The organism is Methanomassiliicoccales archaeon (assembly GCA_026394375.1).
GTDB lineage: Archaea > Thermoplasmatota > Thermoplasmata > Methanomassiliicoccales > UBA472 > JAJRAL01.
Genome location: JAPKYJ010000027.1, coordinates 20329 through 33859 on the forward strand (window position 1 = coordinate 20329; position 13531 = coordinate 33859).

Genomic DNA, 13531 nt, shown 5'->3' on the forward strand with positions numbered 1-13531 from the left:
CTCGACCTACGATCAACTTGAATCGAACGGCGACTGACAAGCAACGACTCAATGGATCATGAGCAGTGGCGCCGAAGAACATAGCTGAGGTGGAAGTGATAGAGAGCGATCTACCTTCTCGCCGTCGTGGTGGCAGCTGACTGTCCTTCGGGCCGCAGGTCCTTGAACATGAGGAAGAACGCCGCGATGGCGAAGATGTAGAGCATTGCTGCCAGATAGAACGGCAGGTCGTAGATACCTGCAGCCAGCAAGGCGCCACCGAAGAAAGTGGTGACGCTGTTCGGAAGGCGCCAGACGATGTTGTTGACCGCGCTCGCCAGCCCTCGCTCCTCTTTGGAAATGATGCTCATCATGTATGAGTCGCCCAGTGGGCCAGCCATGTTCATGAGGACCGAGCGCACCAAGAACACGACCGCCGCCAGTGCGGCGCCGGGCATGAGGGGGATAAGGACCATGAAGATGGTGGAAGTTCCCTGGCACAGAACGATGGCACGCACCGATCCGAACCTCTTCCCCAGCCTGGTGGAGACGATGGTGGCAATCCCTATGGTGATGCCAGAGACCGCCAGCAGGGGGCCGCTCCAGGTGTCAGGGATGGAGTACCGTAGCCAGAGCCAAGTGGGGATCAGGGGTATGATCAATCCCGCCCCCAGGCCGATGAGGGCGTTGCAGCCGGAGAAGCGCAGGATCCGCCCCATGTTCTTTCCTCGCTTCAGCCCCTGCTTCGGTCTCTTGTGTTCGTGGTAGTCGCGCAACAGCCTTGACAGGGCAAAAGGCGATACTATGCTCAAGATCGCCATCAGCAGGAAGGTGTAGGAGTGGATCTGGGCGGAGCTGATGTTGAGCACGTCCTGCAGAGCGGGGAAGAAGAACGGCAGGGCAGCGCCAACCGACATGGCGGTGCCATTGACGATGAATGATACGACGAAGGCTCCATCCCGATTCTCCAGGGTGGTCATGTCCGCGATCATGGCGTTCCAGGTGGCCATGTAGGCCCCTTCGCCGATGCCCCCCAGCATTGCGGCCAACATCAGGACCGTGAAGTCTGTGGTGACGCCAAATGCGAGCATCACGGGGGCCATGACCAGCAAGCCCGCCAGCAGGATGCGCTTCCTCCCGATGCGGTCAGAAAGGAGACCGATGGGCACTGCCACCACGACCAGGGCAAGGCCGGTGACGCCCATGATGGCGCCCACCTGTCCCGAGGAGAGTCCGACCTCGGGCAGATAGGCCGCGACGATCGTGAGCAGGTAGCCGTACCCTACGCTCGAGAAGACCGTGAGGTAGATGAGCCACTTCACGGTGCGGGGAACATGTGGGGAGATGCCCTTTCTCATGGCGCGCCTCGGCGAGCGCGAGATTCCGCCCCATCCATATCAAGGCTGCGTCGCGGCCCTTAAACCACCGAGGCCACGCCCAGAACGATGGTGATCAGAAGAAGCGGATATGCCTCCAGGATCGAGATTGCCAACAACAATACTACGCCCGTCCCCTTGGAGGACCTCATCTTGGTCAAACGTCTCAGTCAAGAAGAGATAGTCGTTGCGCCTCTCGCCCTCTCAAAGGCAGCCTTTGATCTCTGAGCGCAGCTCCTCCTTGACCCGCTCCCCGACCACGGCCTTTGCCAGCTCTCCGCCCTTGAAAATGAGGAAGGTGGGCGTTCCACTGACATCGTACCGCCGAGCGATGACTATATTGGCGGGAGCGTTTAAGCGACCGAATATCACCGTACCGGTCATCTCCTCGCACAGCTCTTGGAAGGCCGGCTCCATGCGCTTGCAGTGACCGCACCCCGACATATAGACCATGACCACTGCCGTTCCGCCCTTGGAGAGGAAGTCGCCGAAGCTCTTCTCGCTGAGCTCTGCAGGCCCGCCCGTCTTCTGATCATCGCTGCTGAAGAAGCCCATGTTCTCCTTTGACAATTGTGAGGTCGGGCTATAATACCTTACCAGAACGGAATTCGTTCACTTGCGAAAGAGGGGAGAATAGAAATGAAGGGGGGGCCGTCCCCTTCCCCAAAGGGCCATGCGGCGGCTCTTCCCTTCAGCGGAAAGCATGCCCGCTCGAGATAAATAAGGCTTTGCTGACTGGAGAACTATTTCGAATTTCTACCATGCGAGAATCACTCAATGTTCGTGTATCGCTAGCCGACCAAGCCAGTCGCAGTAGGGTCGCAACTTATATATCCAACGTCGGACAACTGTCATACATAGGGATGCACTTATGCCAAACTCATTGGTCAAGAGCGCTCTCGAGAGCGTGAAGAATCAGGCTGAGCCGCCTGGACAAGCGAACATGGGAGTATCTGCCGCCGACGAAGAGATCAAGAGGATCGCGGCGCAGCTCGAGGTCAGTATCAAGATCGTGGGCTGCGGGGGCGGTGGTTCGAACACCATCAATCGATGCGTTGACGCCGGAATAAGCGGAGCGCAACTTTGTGCCTTGAACACCGATGCCAAGCACCTGCTGACCGTGATCGCGCCGACCAAGATACTCATAGGCAAGGTGACTACGCGAGGCCTTGGAGCGGGAGCGATCCCGGAAGTGGGAGAGCAAGCCGCGCGCGAGAACGAGATGGAGATCCGCAAGTTCCTGGAAGGCTCGAACATCGTCTTCGTCACCGCGGGAATGGGGGGCGGAACCGGCACGGGTTCGGCGCACTTCGTGGCCGGCATCGCCAAGGAGAGGATCAGGGCGCTGACCATCGGAGTGGTCACGTTGCCATTCAAGTCCGAGGGAACGGTCCGAATGGAGAATGCTCTCGACGGGCTGGATAAGCTCCGCCGGGTCACCGACACCACCATCGTGGTCCCGAACGACAAGCTGCTCGAGATGGTACCGAAGCTGCCAGTGCAGGCGGCCTTCAAAGTGGCGGACGAAGTGCTCATGCAGACGATCAAAGGGCTGACCGAGATCATCACCAAGCCCGGCCTGGTCAACCTGGACTACGCAGACATACTCACCATCATGAACGAAGGAGGAGTAGCGTTCGTGGGAATGGGCGAGTCGGACAAGGACAGCTCCGACGACCGCGTCAAGGACGCGGTGCACGAAGCGCTCACCTCCCCGTTGCTGGGGGACATCAATGTGAAGCAGTCGAAGGGCGCACTTGTGAGAGTGGTGGGCGGGCCGGACATGACTGTCGACGAAGCCCAGAGAGCTGCGGACATCGTGGGTAAGAGCGTCGATCCCCGCGCGAGGATCATCTGGGGATGCTCGATCGAGCCGGAGAACGAGGGCAAGGTGCAGGTACTGGTCATCTTCACCGGGGCAAAGAGCAAGTTCATGCTGGACGGAGCGAGCGACGACGTGGCCGCCAGGCTGGGCATCAGGGAGCAGAAGCTGGGGGCGGTGGCCACGGGCCACGGAGGAAACGAAGGCATCGACTTCGTGCACTGATCCGACCCACTCCAAACCTCTTCTTCCTTCTTCTTTCAGTCTCGGCCTTCGACGGTGATCCTGAGACGGTTCGCCCACGTGCCTGAGACTGCAGCGGAACAAACACCCGTCTGAATCGGCGCGGCTTAGTGGTGCATCCTAAGCTACAAGCTCCTGAAGCGCGGATTGATTAACGAAGGGCGCGTTCGGTCGAGGTCGAGAGCATGGACGGTCGGAAGAGAAGGGAGAAGACAACGATCGAGGGAGCGATGGTCCTGGCCCTCGCCAAGAAGGAAAGGAGCGCAGAGGAGCTGGTATCGTTGTTCTTGACCGATGCTGAGCAAAGCCGGGCCCGGGCAACGCTGCACTCTCTCGTCGAGACCGGCATCGTGACCAAGGGCGTGGATGAGGGACCGTGCGCGCTGGCACAGACCATCGAGGCGATGAGGGGGGCGTTCTGGCTCGCCGACCGCGAAGGTTTGGGAGGAGATTTCCTCTCCTCGGCCTACATGCAGAAGTTGATCCACGAGAGATTCCTGGATGAGATGACACGAGAGCTTGTGTACTCCTCCATCCTCTCGATCCTGAGCATCATCACTTCGAACCCCGGGGAGAGGGAGCGGGACCCGACCATGAGCTCGTTGACAGAACGCCTCATCGAGGATGAGGAGAGCATGCTCGGCATGAGCGCCATCGCCGGCCTACTAGAGGAGGTCGGTTTCCGAGAGTTCCTGGCATTCAATCTCGGCGACTGTGCGGATGAAGAGGAGCGCTCGAGCAGAAAGCGGGAGGTCCTGGAGAGCATGGCCGAGAGGGACATCGTCATGTTCTTCGGCAAGGAACCGGTCCTGGATCCAGCCGCTGAGGTGTTGAGGGACGCGCTCTTTCCCGCTGAGAGGAGAGAAGAGGTCCTGGTGCTCCTGCGTTCGTCTTCCGCCGCAATGCGAGCGGTCCTCACGACCGCGGAAGGACGGTCGTCCGCTCTGCTTTCGGAGGCCATCGGTTCGCTCCTTCCCCTCCTAGAACATTTGTTTGCAGTCTTCGTGCACGCGGACCTCGTCCGCTGCGACGTCGCAAGCAAGGCCAAGGCCGAGGGTGAGCTTCTGGCCGTGGCTGAAGAATGCGCTAGACGATGGAGGGGAGAGCCGCCTTTTCTCCTAGCTCTTCAGCAGAGGGCGAGGGACGAGTTGAAGAAGGAAAGATGATGAGAGGCGTTCAGTCCAGGAGTCGCTTCTCTCCCTGCAATGCCTGTATCTCGGTGATGTCCTGAGTGGCCTCCAGGCAACCGAGGTACTTGCCCGAAGGACCGCGCAACGCGTGGTACTCGATCATGATCTTCCTCTTCCCCCTCCCTTCCATATGCAGATCGATCCAGAAGCGCGCCCCCTCCCTCTTGCCCTGCTTCATCTCCTCTAGGATGGCCTCCACCTTGTCCAGCGATCTTTTTGGATGGCAATTGCGCACATCCCGCCCCACCACCGCCGCTGGCCGCTTGAAGATGCGGCTCTCATGTCGGTTCCACGCTACCACCTTGTCCTTGGAGTCTAAGACCGAGAACTCCACTGGCACCGTTTCCAGGACCGCCTGCAACAGCTCACCTTCGAGTTTACCGATCATCCTCTTATCACCTTCGACTAGAATCGTGCCAGCGGTAGATGAGCCAATCGGTGCTCCCATCGACACAAAGAAGAAGCACTGTCGGTATCGGCGGCGGAGGAGCTTTCGACCAACGGCCACGTCCTGATACACCAGGACGACGGATTGATGCTCGCCGAGAAGTCGGTCGACCGGGACCGTCTGGAGGACGAGTTTCGACCGCTCCCGGAATCGTTGGAAAAAGCACGGAGGGCGTGAGCGATGGAAGCCGTGTAAAGATTAATTACCGGCACCTCGGTAGTATTGGCCGTGACCGAATCATTGCAGTACACGGTGGAGAATCATATTGGGAACGTGGAGATCCGTCGCTATCCCACCATCGTCCTGGCGACCGTGACCGGATTGACCGATAATGCTGCCTTTCGCGTCCTCTTCCGCTATATCACAGGCGACAATCGCACCCGGACGGACGTGGCGATGACCGTTCCCGTGATCTCCAATGGACCGACCTCCGAGGAACTTGCCATGACCAGACCGGTGGTCTCGGACAACACGACCTTCTCCTTTGCCATGCCCCCTATGTACTCCATCAGCACCATCCCAGAGCCGCTTGATGACAGGGTGAAGATGGTAGAGATCAAGTCAAGGAGAATGGCAGTGCTGCGCTTCTCTGGGCGAGCGGGGGCGGAGAGCGTGAAGAAGCTAGAAGATGAGTTGCTCCATACGCTGAAGGAGAATGGAATGCGGACAAGAGGCACCCCGGTCCTGATGCGATATAATGGACCTGGTACTCCCGGCTTCTTGCGCCATAATGAGGTGGCGGTGGAGATCGAGGACCTGGCGCCTATCCAGAAATGATAGGGAGCGGCCAAGTGTTATATCGCTGAGGCGCACAATCGATGGCAGTGGACCCCACGCCCCCAGATCAGTCGCCCTCCAACGGAGGTTCGGACACCGGCGTTGTCGCTCCAGCCCCAGCTCCACCAAATGTCAGAGGGCCTTCTGCCCTGAAGGTCGCAGGGGCAGTGGCGGTGGTCGCCATCTTGGTCTTCTCTGTTCTGGGAGCGGTGGTGGTCTTGGGCAACATGGGAGGGGGTCTGTTCCACTTCGGACCTCCGGACCGAGACCATGATGGCGTTCCCGACTCGGAAGATGCTTTCCCCGATGATTTCAACGAATGGAGAGATACGGACGGGGACGGCATGGGCGACAACGGCGATCCTTTTCCCAACGACGGCGACAATGACGGCTATGCCGACCCAGTGGACCTCGTTCCTGGTTACGATGCGGGAGTGAGGGTGGACCTGGACCAGGTACGCGTCCTAGACGGCGTTGACCCTCTGGACATCTATGCAGAGGGATACTTCATCATCTCGGTAGAGGGCCAACAGGATGTCAGAGTGGACGACGAAGGACAGACATATTCATTCGAAGTGGGCCAGACCTATACGCTGAACAAAAGTCTGCGTTTCAATGTGGACGATGACGAACGCAACATCTCCGTTTCCATCGCCCTGTTCGACCAGGATGCCGGGTCCTCCGACGATCGCATCGACATCGACCCTTCGTCCACCGCCAACAGGGTGCTGGATCTGGTCTTTGATATGCTCACTGGCAACTGGACCGGCGATGATCGCACCGGGCTAGCTGACGGCTCTCTGGACGGAACGCAGACCATCGATGACGACGATGGCATGCTCTGGTATGATCTGTCGCGATGCGAGATGCAGGCCTCTAAGACCTATCACTGGTACTTCGAAGGATGCAGCTTCACCCTGGACCTCAACCTCTCAGCCCAGAAGTACTGGCAATACTGGATTATGGACGTAGACCGCAGCCCCATCTCTAATTCTCAGATGGCGGCTTTCGTGACCTCCACTGACGCGGTAGTTGCGGATCTGGCTAACAGGTTGGGGGCCATGGCCTCAGCCCGCGGATATGATCGACTGCGCACCGCCGATCTCGTTCTGGCCTTCGTGCAGAGCATCGATTACTCCTTTGACAATCAGTCAACTGGACAGAGCGACTACTGGCGTTTCAGCGTGGAGACCCTCTACGACCAGACTGGCGACTGCGAGGACACCTCCATTCTCTACGCCTCCATTATTGAGGCCATGTCCTACGACGCCACATTGCTGCTACTTCCCGCGCACATGGCCGTGGGACTGGCATGCCTTGGCGCCAGCGGAACGCACTACAGATATCAATCGGTGGACTACTATTATTGCGAGACCACCGGAGAGGGGTGGCGCATCGGCGACGTCCCGCCGGATATGCAGGACCAGTCTGCGAATGTCATCCAGGTCTCCTAAAGAAAGCTAGGCAAACTATATTGCCTTGGACAGAATAATATTCGACATGCGCCTCATCACTATGTACAAGAAGGTGGGCGAAGCCAAACTGGAATTCTTCGGTTGCCCCCTGGCCTGTAAGTTCTGCTCCCATCGCATGCAAGAGAGAAGGGACATGAGCCTGGACCAGGTGGTGAGCTATCTCTCGGAGTACGAGGTCAAGCGGGTGTTCCTAGGAGGAGCGGAACCGGTGCTGCAGAAGCGCGAGCTGGGGGAGCTCATCCGCACTCTGAAGAAGAGGGGAAAGGAGATCACGCTGAAGACGACGGGGTTCGACCCCGCTTTCCTGAGGGAGACCTTGGGATTGGTGCAAAGCTACATTGTGGAGGTCAAGGGCGATCTGGACGACGTCGCCGGCACATCCAGACTGGTGAACATGCCCGAGGACAGCGTGCGCGCATACCTCTCCAATCTTCGGCAGAGCCTGGAAGTGCTCAAGGGACAGAAGGTGCGCATCCTGTTGCGGGTCATCCCGCCATACGTCAACAAGGATAGCATCGAACGCCTGGGTCAGCAGATCCAGGGCTATGCGAGCGAGATGCACCTGGTGCAGTTCATGAGCTCTACCTCCGACACGCCCTTCGAAGGGATCACCGAGCCTTCTCCTCCCCTAGAGCAGGTGATCGAGATGGGGGATGCGCTCTTGAAGTACGTCCCGGTCGTCCGGGTGCAGGGCGATGGTATGGACAGCGTGCTACGAGCCTGAAACTGGACGAACCAACCTCCGTCACCCTTTATCTACGAGAGATGAGTGAGGTCAGAACGTGGTGGGGATTGACCTGGCGGCGGGTATGCGCGCTCCCGACTTCCGATTGAGCGAGGCGTCGGAGGAACCGTTCCAGCTGCACGAAGAGCTGAAGAACAATCCCGTACTGCTCCTGTTCTATCCCAACGACTTCGGCATCATATGCTCTCTGGAGATGAGGACCGTCCATTCCATGTGCTCCGAGATATCAGCAAAGGGCATCAGAGTGGTCGGGGTCTCCCGCAACTCTCCTTACACTCACAGGCAGTGGAAGGAGAACCTGGGCATTCCGTTCCGTCTGTTGGCGGATGAGGATGGGAGCGTGAGCAGACAATATGCCGGGTTGCTGGAGGATGGGCTGCTGAAGGGTTTGACCAGGAGGGCGGTGTTCCTAGTGGACCGAGACGCCAGGGTCCAGTATCTCTGGGTCTCGCATGAGGAGGCCTTGCCACCTCCTTTCGAGAAGATACGGGAGGCGGTGTCCCGCTTCCAGGACGACCCCAACACAACCGTGAAAGAGGTCTGTCCGCCGTCACCTTAAGCCTTCTTGGCCCCTACCTGGCCTGCTCGGATGATCCACCCAGGGAGACTCATTATATCCAGGTTGCTCCAAACGTGCCTCGGACATACAAATGAAGCTCACCATCGGCACCCGGTTCAAGTTGAACAATGGAGTGGAGATGCCCTGCCTCGGGCTGGGAACATGGAAGATGACCGAGGGAAAGGAAACCAGGGAGGCGGTGTTGCAGGCCTTCGCCGCCGGCTACCGCATGATCGACACCACCAAGGTCTATGGCAACGAGAAGGAGGTGGGCGAGGCCTTCAGGCAAAGCGGACTGCCGCGAGAAGAGGTCTTCATTACCACCAAGGTCTGGAACTCGGACCATGGATACCAAGAAACGCTAAATGCTTGCCAGAGAAGCCTACGCGCCCTGGGCATGGAGTATGTAGATCTCTATCTTGTGCACTGGCCTGGCGGAGGAAGGCGGCCGGAGACGTGGAAAGCCATGGAATGGCTGCTCAAGGAAGGCAAATGTCGGGCTGTGGGCGTGAGCAATTACACCATCCGCCACTTGGAGGAGATGAGCGGGTACGCAGAGATCGTACCGACGGTGAACCAGGTGGAGTTCACTCCTTTCCTCTACCAGAAGGACCTTCTCGACTACTGTTCCGCAAAGAGGATCCAGGTCGAAGCTTACTCGCCATTGACACACGGCAAGTATCTCGAGAACACCAGCTTGAAGAGCATTGCCATTCACTATCGTAAGAGCGTGGCCCAGGTGCTGATCCGTTGGGGGTTGCAGCACGGCACGGTGGAGATTCCCAAGTCCAAGCGTCGGAATCGGATCATCGAGAACGCGGGCGTCTTCGATTTCCAGATCTCCGCGAGGGACATGAGAACGCTGGATCTGTTGGATGCAGGCATGAGGACCGCCTGGAATCCTGAGGAGATACCGTGAGATAAGGAATTGAAGAAGAAGACCAGAGTGCTTTTCATTTGCACGCACAATGCCGCCCGCTCGCAGATGGCGGAGGGCATCGCCAACCACATGTTCGGGGAGAGGGTCGAAGCGAGCAGTGCGGGAACCCAACCCGGGAAGGTGCATCCCTTGGCCATCAAGGTGATGAAGGAGATCGGCATCGACATCCCTGGCCAGAGACCGAAGCACCTGAAGCAGTTCGAGGGACAGCATTTCGACTACGCCATCACGCTCTGCTCGGACGCCGAGGATATCTGTCCGTTCTTTCCGGAGGCGAAGGAGCACTTGCACCACGGCGTCAACAACCCGCCGAGCATGCATGGCAGCGATGAGCAGCAATTGAACGCCTTCCGCATCATGCGGGACGATATCCTGGCTTTCATCGAGAGCATGTTCTCCTAGGTTTTGCGGCGCAGGTCTCGAAGTGCAATGCCCGGGCAATGTCGAATCCTCACGGGTTCCTAGAGCGCAAGGATTAGACATAAGTCACGTTCAGATGACGGCCCTTCGTCGACACCAAGCAAGTGTTTGGCTTCGTTGCCCTTGTCCTAGTGCAATTCATCCCCATGGGAGCCTTCGAAATTCAGGCAAGGGACGAGGAGAGGACTTATCTATCCTCCCCGTCGCTTCCGTTCGGATGGGTTCTGTGAAAGGGTGCCACTACCAGGACGAGCCATGCCGTTGCGGTCTTTGCCTGAGAGAACACCATCTCTGGATGACCTCGGATGGCGAAGGCGATAGACCCTGCCCCCCACTGTGTGATGAGACCATAGCGGAGGTTTGCCAGCACCGTGCCTGGAATCACGAGCTTAGCCTTGCGATCATTCGCTCCCGGTCCAAGCTCATCGACCGCTGCCCGACGTGCGGAAAACGCCATCCGACCCTCAAAGATAGCATACGTTGCGAGTTGGAAGGCACCATAGATGCAGCTTTTGCGAGCACAAAGTCCTGGCATGAGGAGGGCAGTGCCGAGAATCTTCTTGACCCGCACATCCCGGATGGCATGGCGAGAATCGCGTGGACGAAAGTGAGACGGCGCGTTCTGGAACGGGATGGTTTCCGCTGCCAGGAATGCCGCCGAGACCTCCAAACCTTGCCTGGGTGGTTCACGGAGGTGCACCACATCCTGCCGAGGACCAGGGGCGGGACCGATCATCCGGCGAACCTGGTGACGCTCTGCGCCTCCTGTCACAAGCGAAAGACCGAGACCCTGCTTTGGGAGAAGGCGTGGGAGAAAGGCTTCGGCCTGAAGGAGGAAGCATGACGCCGTCTCCTCGCAGAAAAGTCACAATCCGCGATCTCCATGCGGAGGATTATGACGAGCTAGTAAGGCTTTGGGATGCGGCCGAGCTTCCTTTTCATCCGGAGGGAAGGGATTCCAGAGAGAACGTCGAGCGTGAGCTTGGTTCCGGCCAGGCGGATTTCTTCGTCTTGGAGATCGGTGGCAAGATGGTCGGGGCCGCCCTCTGCACCAACGACGGCCGGAAAGGATGGATTAACCGGCTGGCAGTCCGTCCAGAGCACCGCAGGACCGGGATCGCTTCCATGCTCGTGATGGAAGCTGAAAGACGGTTTGATGCACGTGGTCTGGGAATCAGCGCCTGCCTGGTGCATGGTGACAACCAATCTTCCAGGACGCTGTTCGAGAACCTTGGCTACACTCTGGACAGCCGGGTCTTGTACTATTCCAAGAGAAAGAGCGACCGCATCTGAAGGGACGAAGGCGGTCATCTCAACGATTTCCTTCCCTGCGGGGGCCTAGAGCCCAGATCGCCGCGGCGGAAGCCAGCAATGCGACAACAATCGTCGCCGCCGTCAAAATGGAATATCCACCTGCTCCCCCCTTGCTCACTACGTACAGGGATAGAAGATGTCTAGTGTGCCATCTGTATTGTCCATTATGAACACCGAGATGAGACGGGAAGGTCCGTCGCGATCCATCTTCTCCAGTTTGGCCCTCAAATCGATCTTCGATGACTTCTCGCCTACACCCGCCGCCATTCCTCAATGCCCACTCGTCTTGCCCTCGCTATCGAGACGAGTATACTTCTCCCGCTGATGCTTCCCCCGCCCCTTTGCATTAGGCCAGTAGACGTCGTGGATGTCCTTGTGGTCCATCAGCCCGGTCTCCAGGTAGGTTCGCTCGTGTTCCTCCAGCTTATCCGCGAATCCTTTCAAACGTCGGAGCACCTCTTCCGCATGCTTCGACTCCTCTGACTCCTCATCATACAGGAGCTTGAGCTCCGCCTCCTTGTTCATCAGGTCGACGATCTCATCCAGTTGTTTCCTTCGTAGGTCGGTCATCTCGATCATGGTCTCACCCCGTGGTCCGGTTCCGGACCAGTATCCTTTGTCCCCGCGCCTGCCTCCAATTCCTTACCCTCGATTTCCACTTGCCGGTGTCCTGCACTCTGGTTCGGTGGTGCAGAAGGATGCCGTCATTGCCAACTACTACGAGTTCTTGGGCACCGAGGCGGCGAAGGTCAAATCGCAGGCCTACGCGCACAAATCTCTAGGAGAGGACCTCTACCTGAGCTTCGATTGGCAATCCTCTTCCACCGGCTTGGTTCAGATGAAGATCGTGCCCCTCATCAACCTGCTGTGAACTGGTCTCGTTCTGCTGATGGTGGGCGGGGCTATACGCATCTTCGCCTTGCCTTCCAAAGATGCAATCTCATCAGGCCAGACATACCAAAGATGAATGCTGGTTCGGGAAAACCTTAATGGGAAGGGAGAGATATCACCCGCTAGAAGGCTGGTGCCGCGATGAACGTGCTCCTGGCAACCGACGGAAAACAGCATTCGGAGAAGGCGGTCAACTACGCGTTCGAACACGCTTCGCTCCACAAGGCTCACTTGTACGTCGTCTTCGTGGTCAGCCCCAAAGCCGAGGAGGATAAGGAGAAGATCATCCAGTTCGGCCGGAACGAACTGGAGAAACTGAAGACTGCGGCGGCGAAGCATGGGGTGCAAGTGACGACGCTGCTGGAGGCCGGCAATCCTTACGAGACTGTTCTTGGCGTATCGGAACGAATAAACGCCAACGCGATCATCGTCGGCACGTCGGGCAAGACAGCCATCGACCGCGTGCTCATCGGATCGGTGTCCGAGTATATCGTGCGCAACGCTAAATGCACAGTCATCGTGGTGAAGTGACTCACGGGGGTAAGACACGATTTCAGCGGCTGGCCTGCCCTTTCTCCGATCTGTCCATCGCCAGTAAGAAGGCGCTGATCAATGCTCCGGGCGTGGGCGGACATCCTGGCACGTAGACGTCCACCGGCAAGATCTTGTCCACGCCGTCGGCGGTGGCATAGCAGTTCCTAAAGATCCCGCCCGAACAAGCGCAGGCGCCCATGGCGATGACCATCTTGGGCGACGGCGTCGCCTTGTAGGTCTGGAGCAAAGCGTGCTCCATGTTCCTCGTCACTGGACCGGTGACCAGGAGGACGTCCGCATGCCGCGGCGAGGCCACGATGTACAGCCCGAAGCGCTCTATGTCGTAGATGGGATTGGTGAGCGAGTTCACCTCCACCTCGCAGCCGTTGCATGAACCTGCGTCCACCTCTCTCACCGCCAGGGAACGGCCGAAAGCCTTCTTGATGCGTTTCTGCAACTGCCGCCCCAGCTCTTCAATGCTAGGCTCAGATACGGATGTCATAGGTCCTCACCGTCCCCTCCTTCGTCTTGCAAGAAAGCTGGTATTCCCCGGTCATGATGATAGCCTTCTCTGGACAGATACGTGCACATTCGCCGCAGAACTGGCATCGACCGAGATCGATCCTCCACTGAACTGGGGTGACCTCGATTGCCTCGGACGGGCAGACCCGGGCGCAGTCTTTGTGGGCGAAGCACTTGCTCTGGTCCAGGAAGGGCATGCCCAGGTGACCTTCATGAGCGATGACGCTTTCCTCCGTATGCTTGTTGGTCACCACCCCCTTGCGCCTAACACCCTTGTCGATGATGCGGAACATGAC

The 13531-nt window shown here is 58.3% G+C and carries 19 protein-coding genes; 12 read left to right on the plus strand and 7 right to left on the minus strand.

Going from position 1 to position 13531, the window contains the following annotated elements:
• Positions 1–110: 110 nt before the first annotated feature.
• Together NT137_08080 and NT137_08085 are read right to left on the minus strand one after the other, a co-directional pair.
• A complete protein-coding gene (locus NT137_08080; GenBank protein MCX6653288.1) occupies positions 111–1337 on the minus strand; it encodes an MFS transporter in 1227 nt (408 codons plus the stop codon).
• A 222-nt stretch (positions 1338–1559) separates the two neighbouring features.
• A complete protein-coding gene (locus NT137_08085; protein ID MCX6653289.1) occupies positions 1560–1925 on the minus strand; it encodes a thioredoxin family protein in 366 nt (121 codons plus the stop codon).
• Positions 1926–2226: 301 nt separating this feature from the next.
• Here NT137_08085 and ftsZ point away from each other — a divergent pair, with 301 nt between their 5' ends.
• Complete coding sequence (gene ftsZ / locus NT137_08090) at positions 2227–3402, plus strand: cell division protein FtsZ (protein ID MCX6653290.1); 1176 nt, start codon at positions 2227–2229, stop codon at positions 3400–3402.
• 203 nt (positions 3403–3605) lie between these two features.
• Complete coding sequence (locus NT137_08095) at positions 3606–4586, plus strand: hypothetical protein (GenBank protein MCX6653291.1); 981 nt, start codon at positions 3606–3608, stop codon at positions 4584–4586.
• A 10-nt stretch (positions 4587–4596) separates the two neighbouring features.
• On the opposite strand, the gene NT137_08100 is transcribed toward NT137_08095, so the two are convergent.
• On the minus strand, positions 4597–4998 hold the full coding sequence (locus NT137_08100; GenBank protein ID MCX6653292.1) for a PAS domain-containing protein: 402 nt from the start codon (positions 4996–4998) through the stop codon (positions 4597–4599).
• A gap of 288 nt (positions 4999–5286) precedes the next feature.
• On the opposite strand from NT137_08100, the gene NT137_08105 reads away from it, so the two are divergent.
• The 8 genes from NT137_08105 (at position 5287) to NT137_08140 (ending at position 11267) form a co-directional block, all read left to right on the plus strand.
• Positions 5287–5835, plus strand: coding sequence for a heme-binding protein (locus NT137_08105; protein ID MCX6653293.1), 549 nt, complete (start codon positions 5287–5289; stop codon positions 5833–5835).
• 41 nt (positions 5836–5876) lie between these two features.
• Positions 5877–7289, plus strand: coding sequence for a hypothetical protein (locus NT137_08110; protein MCX6653294.1), 1413 nt, complete (start codon positions 5877–5879; stop codon positions 7287–7289).
• Between the two features lie 46 nt (positions 7290–7335).
• Complete coding sequence (locus NT137_08115) at positions 7336–8034, plus strand: radical SAM protein (GenBank protein ID MCX6653295.1); 699 nt, start codon at positions 7336–7338, stop codon at positions 8032–8034.
• Positions 8035–8092: 58 nt separating this feature from the next.
• A complete protein-coding gene (locus NT137_08120) occupies positions 8093–8614 on the plus strand; it encodes a redoxin domain-containing protein (protein ID MCX6653296.1) in 522 nt (173 codons plus the stop codon).
• Positions 8615–8705: 91 nt separating this feature from the next.
• The gene (locus tag NT137_08125) at positions 8706–9533 is read left to right on the plus strand and encodes an aldo/keto reductase (protein MCX6653297.1); all 828 of its coding nucleotides are present in this window, start codon (positions 8706–8708) and stop codon (positions 9531–9533) included.
• 9 nt (positions 9534–9542) lie between these two features.
• Entirely contained in the window at positions 9543–9956 is a 414-nt protein-coding gene (locus NT137_08130) for an arsenate reductase ArsC (GenBank protein MCX6653298.1), read from the plus strand.
• Positions 9957–10557: 601 nt separating this feature from the next.
• Complete coding sequence (locus NT137_08135) at positions 10558–10818, plus strand: HNH endonuclease (protein MCX6653299.1); 261 nt, start codon at positions 10558–10560, stop codon at positions 10816–10818.
• The gene (locus tag NT137_08140; protein ID MCX6653300.1) at positions 10815–11267 is read left to right on the plus strand and encodes a GNAT family N-acetyltransferase; all 453 of its coding nucleotides are present in this window, start codon (positions 10815–10817) and stop codon (positions 11265–11267) included. The genes NT137_08135 and NT137_08140 overlap by 4 nt, the downstream gene beginning before the upstream one ends.
• Positions 11268–11405: 138 nt before the next feature.
• On the opposite strand, the gene NT137_08145 is transcribed toward NT137_08140, so the two are convergent.
• Together NT137_08145 and NT137_08150 are read right to left on the minus strand one after the other, a co-directional pair.
• Positions 11406–11555, minus strand: a complete 150-nt coding sequence (locus tag NT137_08145; protein ID MCX6653301.1) for a hypothetical protein — start codon at positions 11553–11555, stop codon at positions 11406–11408.
• 3 nt (positions 11556–11558) lie between these two features.
• Complete coding sequence (locus NT137_08150; protein MCX6653302.1) at positions 11559–11867, minus strand: hypothetical protein; 309 nt, start codon at positions 11865–11867, stop codon at positions 11559–11561.
• Between the two features lie 106 nt (positions 11868–11973).
• On the opposite strand from NT137_08150, the gene NT137_08155 reads away from it, so the two are divergent.
• Together NT137_08155 and NT137_08160 are read left to right on the plus strand one after the other, a co-directional pair.
• Complete coding sequence (locus NT137_08155; GenBank protein ID MCX6653303.1) at positions 11974–12159, plus strand: hypothetical protein; 186 nt, start codon at positions 11974–11976, stop codon at positions 12157–12159.
• A gap of 161 nt (positions 12160–12320) precedes the next feature.
• Entirely contained in the window at positions 12321–12710 is a 390-nt protein-coding gene (locus tag NT137_08160; GenBank protein ID MCX6653304.1) for a universal stress protein, read from the plus strand.
• Between the two features lie 22 nt (positions 12711–12732).
• Here the strand turns inward: NT137_08160 and NT137_08165 are convergent, their stop codons facing one another.
• Both NT137_08165 and NT137_08170 read right to left on the minus strand, forming a co-directional pair.
• Entirely contained in the window at positions 12733–13215 is a 483-nt protein-coding gene (locus NT137_08165) for an NADH-quinone oxidoreductase subunit B family protein (protein MCX6653305.1), read from the minus strand.
• A complete protein-coding gene (locus NT137_08170; protein ID MCX6653306.1) occupies positions 13199–13528 on the minus strand; it encodes a 4Fe-4S binding protein in 330 nt (109 codons plus the stop codon). Before NT137_08170 ends, NT137_08165 begins: the two co-directional genes overlap by 17 nt.
• Positions 13529–13531 lie beyond the last annotated feature (3 nt).

What these genes read in the sequence shown, in the direction of transcription:
- NT137_08080 (MCX6653288.1), bottom strand. Translation starts at nt 1,337, where the DNA reads ATGAGAAAGGGCATCTCCCCACATGTTCCCCGCACCGTGAAGTGGCTC.
- ftsZ (MCX6653290.1), top strand. Translation starts at nt 2,227, where the DNA reads ATGCCAAACTCATTGGTCAAGAGCGCTCTCGAGAGCGTGAAGAATCAG.
- NT137_08095 (MCX6653291.1), top strand. Translation starts at nt 3,606, where the DNA reads ATGGACGGTCGGAAGAGAAGGGAGAAGACAACGATCGAGGGAGCGATG.
- NT137_08100 (MCX6653292.1), bottom strand. Translation starts at nt 4,998, where the DNA reads ATGATCGGTAAACTCGAAGGTGAGCTGTTGCAGGCGGTCCTGGAAACG.
- NT137_08110 (MCX6653294.1), top strand. Translation starts at nt 5,877, where the DNA reads ATGGCAGTGGACCCCACGCCCCCAGATCAGTCGCCCTCCAACGGAGGT.
- NT137_08115 (MCX6653295.1), top strand. Translation starts at nt 7,336, where the DNA reads ATGCGCCTCATCACTATGTACAAGAAGGTGGGCGAAGCCAAACTGGAA.
- NT137_08125 (MCX6653297.1), top strand. Translation starts at nt 8,706, where the DNA reads ATGAAGCTCACCATCGGCACCCGGTTCAAGTTGAACAATGGAGTGGAG.
- NT137_08135 (MCX6653299.1), top strand. Translation starts at nt 10,558, where the DNA reads ATGGCGAGAATCGCGTGGACGAAAGTGAGACGGCGCGTTCTGGAACGG.
- NT137_08140 (MCX6653300.1), top strand. Translation starts at nt 10,815, where the DNA reads ATGACGCCGTCTCCTCGCAGAAAAGTCACAATCCGCGATCTCCATGCG.
- NT137_08145 (MCX6653301.1), bottom strand. Translation starts at nt 11,555, where the DNA reads ATGGCGGCGGGTGTAGGCGAGAAGTCATCGAAGATCGATTTGAGGGCC.
- NT137_08150 (MCX6653302.1), bottom strand. Translation starts at nt 11,867, where the DNA reads ATGATCGAGATGACCGACCTACGAAGGAAACAACTGGATGAGATCGTC.
- NT137_08160 (MCX6653304.1), top strand. Translation starts at nt 12,321, where the DNA reads ATGAACGTGCTCCTGGCAACCGACGGAAAACAGCATTCGGAGAAGGCG.
- NT137_08165 (MCX6653305.1), bottom strand. Translation starts at nt 13,215, where the DNA reads ATGACATCCGTATCTGAGCCTAGCATTGAAGAGCTGGGGCGGCAGTTG.
- NT137_08170 (MCX6653306.1), bottom strand. Translation starts at nt 13,528, where the DNA reads ATGTTCCGCATCATCGACAAGGGTGTTAGGCGCAAGGGGGTGGTGACC.